At 53.7% G+C, this 1,036-nt stretch carries 1 protein-coding gene and 1 pseudogene; both read left to right on the top strand.

Annotated features, from left to right (window positions below; translation table 11 throughout):
* Positions 1 to 155 (top strand): annotated as a pseudogene (locus tag Q0614_RS06685) (ketol-acid reductoisomerase); the annotation flags it as partial.
* A 13-nt stretch (positions 156 to 168) separates the two neighbouring features.
* Positions 169 to 1,036 (top strand): divergent polysaccharide deacetylase family protein (locus Q0614_RS06680; protein WP_298787470.1); only part of this gene is annotated, 868 nt, incomplete at its 3' end.

Raw genomic sequence — 1,036 nt, 5'->3', positions numbered from 1 at the left:
AAGACTTCATCCTTGAGCGCAAGGCGGGCTACGTGCGAATGAACGCCGAGCGCAATATCACGGCAAATAGCTTGCTTAGCAAAACCGGCGAGAAGCTTCGCGCGATGATGCCGTGGATCGCCAAAGGCAAGCTCATAAACAAAGATAAAAACTAATTTCGGCTGAGCTTTGGCTAATAGAAATCCGCGCGGGCGCCGCAAAAAGCGCCCGATCAACTACGCAACGATCGCCTTTGTCGTAATCTTATGCTTTTTAAGTGGTGCGGTTACCTACGCGGTTTTGGATCTCGTATTTTCTGGCAATAAGGCTGCGTTGCAGCAAAGCTCGCGCAAACAAGCCTCCGAAACCTCTTCCAATTTTCGCGGTAAAAAGCCGCGTTTAAGCGCTGCACAGAAGGAAGCCCTGATTCAAAAGGAGCTTGATAAGATCGCTGAGCAAAACGTAACCGCGCCGAAGATGAGCATAGAGCCCGCACGGCAGAATTCCGCAGTACAAAATTCCGCAAACGGCAATTTTCAAAATTCCGTAAATTCTACGGCTTCCGTAAATTCCGCCGCCGTAAATTCGGCGAGCGACGGATCGGACGTAAATTTTACCGCGGCAAATTCCGCATCCGAAAATTCCATAAATTCTACCGCGCAAAGTCCTGCTTCCGGCGGCGCGGACGATCTTTCTAAATCGCCGCGCAAGGCTTTGCCCGCAGGCTCTCGCGCAAAGCTAGCGATCATCATCGACGACGTAGGCACCGGCGAGCAGGCGCAAAAGATCGCCGCGCTGCCCGTGCGCGTGACGCCGTCCATCTTCCCACCGGAGTATCAGCGCAAGGACACGCGCTCGCTCGCTCGCGGCTTTGAGCATTACGCGATCCATCTGCCGATGGAGGCGAGCTCTGCCAAAAACAACTCCGCGACGCTGCGAGCTTCGGATAATTACGAGAAGCTAAACGGCGTCATAGCCAAGCTGCGCGCGGACTTCCCGAACGCTAAATTTATAAACAACCACACCGGTTCTAAATTTACCGCCGACGAGCGCGCGA

This window comes from uncultured Campylobacter sp. (genome assembly GCF_937997595.1).
Lineage (GTDB): Bacteria > Campylobacterota > Campylobacteria > Campylobacterales > Campylobacteraceae > Campylobacter_B.
The sequence above is the reverse complement of the archived record's forward strand: the minus strand, read 5'-3'. Positions and strand labels throughout refer to the sequence as shown.